The following is a 3,741-nucleotide window of genomic DNA, read 5'->3' on the forward strand; positions in this document are numbered from 1 at the left end:
GGCAGATGTGGTTGGCGCCCGTTTTGGCTGAAAGCGGCAGGCCACGCTATTGTGGACGCCGATCCACCGAAGACCGTCGGTCACCGAGAAATCGGTTGAAGGTCCGGGAATTCCCGGCGGCCCACGCAGGAGGACGAGGCACACCGTCGTCGGCCGCACGCCGACGCACTGTTTACGCCCCGACCGCTTCCTGCGTCGGGGCGTTCGTCATTTCCGGGCCGTGACCCCCAAGGAGGTATGCATGGCCCACGCTGACAAAGCCACCGCCGTTGCAGACATCGCCGAGCAGTTCAGGGCCTCGACTGCCACCGTGATCACCGAGTATCGCGGGCTGTCCGTGGCCAATCTGGCCGAGCTGCGCCGGTCGCTGTCCGGCTCGGCGACCTACTCGGTCGCCAAGAACACGCTGATCAAGCGGGCCGCCTCGGAGGCGGGCGTGGAGGGGCTCGACGAGCTGTTCGTCGGACCCACCGCGATCGCATTCGTCAGCGGCGAGGCGGTCGATGCCGCCAAGGCCATCAAGACCTTCGCCAAGGAGCACAAGGCGCTGGTCATCAAGGGTGGCTACATGGACGGCCGCGCGCTGAGCGTCGCCGAAGTCGAGCGGATCGCCGACCTGGAGTCGCGCGAGGTGCTGCTCGCCAAGCTGGCCGGTGCGATGAAGGCCAACCTCTCGAAGGCGGCCGGGCTGTTCAACGCGCCGGCCTCCCAGGTGGCCAGGCTCGTTGCCGCGCTGCAGGAGAAGAAGGCCGCAGAAGAGCCTGCGGCTCCGACAGCAGAGGCGCCCGCCGCCGAGGCTCCGGCAGCAGAGACCGAGACGGCCGAAGCACCAGCGGCGGAGGCCCCCACCGCTGAGGCCCCCACCGAAACCACCGAATAACCCCAAACCCCCACCAAGGAAGGACCCACACCATGTCCAAGCTGTCCACCGACGAACTGCTCGACGCGTTCAAGGAACTGACCCTGCTGGAGCTCTCGGAGTTCGTGAAGAAGTTCGAGGAGACCTTCGAGGTCACCGCGGCCGCTCCGGTCGCCGTCGCCGCTGCCGCTCCTGGCGGCGCCGCTCCGGCCGCCGAGGCAGCCGAGGAGCAGTCCGAGTTCGACGTGATCCTCGAGGCCGCCGGCGACAAGAAGATCGGCGTCATCAAGGTTGTCCGTGAGATCGTCTCGGGTCTGGGCCTGAAAGAGGCCAAGGACCTGGTCGACGGCGCACCCAAGCCGGTCCTGGAGAAGGCTCCCAAGGAGGCTGCCGAGGAGGCCAAGACCAAGCTCGAGGCCGCCGGCGCCACCGTCACCGTCAAGTAGTCGACTCAGCGAAAACCCCGGAGCCGCACAGGCTCCGGGGTTTCGTGTACTCAGCGCGGCTGCACGGCCAAGCGCTGTGACTCGCGCACACGCTCGGGCGAATCACCTAGCGAAACAAGAAGATTCGTCGTCAACGCACTGAGTACCGGCCCGACGGCGCTGCCCTGCGCGCCGTAATAGCCCGCGAGTTCGAGCATCACGAAGCCATGGATCGACGCCCAGAACTGAGCGGCGACAGCCACCACGGTGGCGTCGTCGGAAGCTGAGCCGGCGGCTATCCGCCCCGCCAGCATGCAGCGGTGCACACCCCGCACGACATGCGCGAAACTGGGATAGTGGTCGTTGATTTCGGCCACGGACAGCGTCACAACATCGTGTGCCGGCGCGTTGATGCCGTGCGCGCTGGTGCTGCCGAACATCAGCCGGTACATGTGCGGACGCTCGATCGCGTAGCGCCGGTAGGCAATCCCGGTGGCCATCAGATCCGCGACCGGGTCCGACGTCGGCGCCATCGTCATCGCGGCGTCGAACTGGCGCAACCCCTCCTCGGCGACCGCCGCGATCAACGCGGGCATGCCGCCGAAATGCGTGTACACCGCCATCGTCGACGTTCCGGCGGCGCTGGCGATCTTGCGTGTCTGCAGCGCGTCGGGGCCCTCCTCGTTGAGGATGGCCACGGCAGCGTGCAGCAACTCGGCACGCACGTTGCGCTCGGTCTGCGAATTCGCCGGACTCATCGCTGACATCTTGACACAGGGCCCCTGCGGTCTGTATAACAATGAAATATCAATGTTATAGGAGCTAGGAGGCCGACGTGCCCAGCACAGCCACCGCCACACCGGCGAACCCGTATCTCGATGACTTCCTGGCGCCGGTGAGCGCCGAGGTGACCGCGACCGACCTGGCGGTCACCGGACACATCCCCGAATTCCTCGACGGGCGATACCTGCGTAACGGGCCCAACCCCGCCGCCGAGGTCGACCCCGCCACCTATCACTGGTTCACCGGCGATGGCATGGTGCACGGGGTATCGCTGCAGGGCGGCAAGGCCGGCTGGTATCGCAACCGGTGGGTCCGCGGCCCGGCGACGTGCGCAGCCCTGCGCGAGCCCGCACCCGCGGTGCGCAACCTGCGGGCCGGCATGCCCGCCATCGGGGCCAACACCAACGTGCTCTCGCACGGCGGGCGGACCCTGGCCCTCATCGAGGCCGGGGTTGCCAATTACGAACTCACCGACGATCTCGACACCGTCGGCCCGTGTGATTTCGATGGCACCCTGCCAGGCGGCTATACCGCTCACCCGCACCGTGATCCGAAAACCGGCGAACTGCACGCGGTGTCCTACTCGTTCGCCCGTGGTCGAACGGTGCAGTACTCGGTCATCGACACCGATGGTCACGCTCGTCGCACGGTCGACATCGAGGTGGCCGGGTCGCCGATGATGCACGACTTCTCGCTCACCGATAAGTACGTGGTGCTCTACGACCTGCCGGTGACATTCGACCCGGTGCAGGTGATGCCCGCGTCCGTGCCGCGCTGGCTTCAACTGCCCGCCCGGCTGGCAATCCAGTCGTTGATCGGACGAGTTCGAATCCCGGGCCCCATCGCCGCGATGGCCAGCCGTGGCCAGCGTGTCGCGGAAGGACTCCCATACGCGTGGAATCCCAACTACCCGGCGCGCATCGGCGTGATGCCGCGGGAGGGGAGCAACAGCGATGTGCGGTGGTTCGAGATTGAGCCTTGCTACCTCTACCACCCGCTCAACGCCTACTCCGAAATTCGGGGTGGCAGCGAGGTGCTCGTCCTCGACGTGGTGCGCTACCAGCGGATGTTCGACCGCGACCGGCGCGGGCCCGGCGAGAGCACGCCAACGTTGGACCGGTGGACGATCAACCTGGCCACCGGTGCGGTGAACAGCGAATGCCGCGACGACCGGGCGCAGGAATTCCCCCGGATCAACGAGACCTTGCTGGGCGGCCGGCATCGCTTCGGCTACACCGTGGGCCTCGAGGGCGGGTTCCTCGACTCAGGCAGAACTCAAATGTCGACATCGCTGTACAAGCACGACTATGCGACCGGATCGCGCACGGTTGCCCCGCTCGACCCCGAGCTGCTGGTCGGCGAAATGTCCTTCGTGCCGCGTCCCACGACCAGCGAGCACGACGCTGCCGAGGATGACGGCGTGCTGATCGGTTACGGCTACCACCGCGGCCGCGACGAGGGTCAGTTGGTGCTGCTCGACGCGCAAACCTGCGAATCGGTGGCCACCGTCCACTTGCCGCAGCGAGTGCCGATGGGCTTTCATGGCAACTGGTCGCCGCGGGCGTGACGGAATCACTGATCATGATTTTCCGGCGATAGCCGCACATCGCATCTCCTTCACCACCGGTGCGCTACAGTGACTCATGCCACAAGCTGGGCTTGGGCAGCGGTGAG

The 3,741-nt window shown here is 66.7% G+C and carries 4 protein-coding genes; 3 read left to right on the forward strand and 1 reads right to left on the reverse strand.

The annotated features are described in order from the left end of the window. Positions 1–241: 241 nt before the first annotated feature. The gene (gene rplJ / locus VKI00_RS26375) at positions 242–880 is read left to right on the forward strand and encodes a 50S ribosomal protein L10 (RefSeq protein WP_324443506.1); all 639 of its coding nucleotides are present in this window, start codon (positions 242–244) and stop codon (positions 878–880) included. Positions 881–912: 32 nt separating this feature from the next. Beyond that, on the forward strand, positions 913–1,305 hold the full coding sequence (gene rplL / locus VKI00_RS26380) for a 50S ribosomal protein L7/L12 (RefSeq protein ID WP_324443508.1): 393 nt from the start codon (positions 913–915) through the stop codon (positions 1,303–1,305). 50 nt (positions 1,306–1,355) lie between these two features. Here the strand turns inward: rplL and VKI00_RS26385 are convergent, their stop codons facing one another. Continuing rightward, positions 1,356–2,042: a TetR/AcrR family transcriptional regulator gene (locus tag VKI00_RS26385; RefSeq protein ID WP_324443510.1), complete on the reverse strand. Its 687-nt coding sequence runs from the start codon at positions 2,040–2,042 to the stop codon at positions 1,356–1,358. A gap of 77 nt (positions 2,043–2,119) precedes the next feature. On the opposite strand from VKI00_RS26385, the gene VKI00_RS26390 reads away from it, so the two are divergent. Continuing rightward, positions 2,120–3,634 (forward strand): carotenoid oxygenase family protein, encoded by a 1,515-nt coding sequence (locus VKI00_RS26390; protein WP_324443512.1) that lies wholly within the window; start codon positions 2,120–2,122, stop codon positions 3,632–3,634. Positions 3,635–3,741 lie beyond the last annotated feature (107 nt).

Origin of the sequence: Mycobacterium sp., from assembly GCF_035314665.1 — a bacterium.
Classification (GTDB): Bacteria; Actinomycetota; Actinomycetes; order Mycobacteriales; family Mycobacteriaceae; genus Mycobacterium.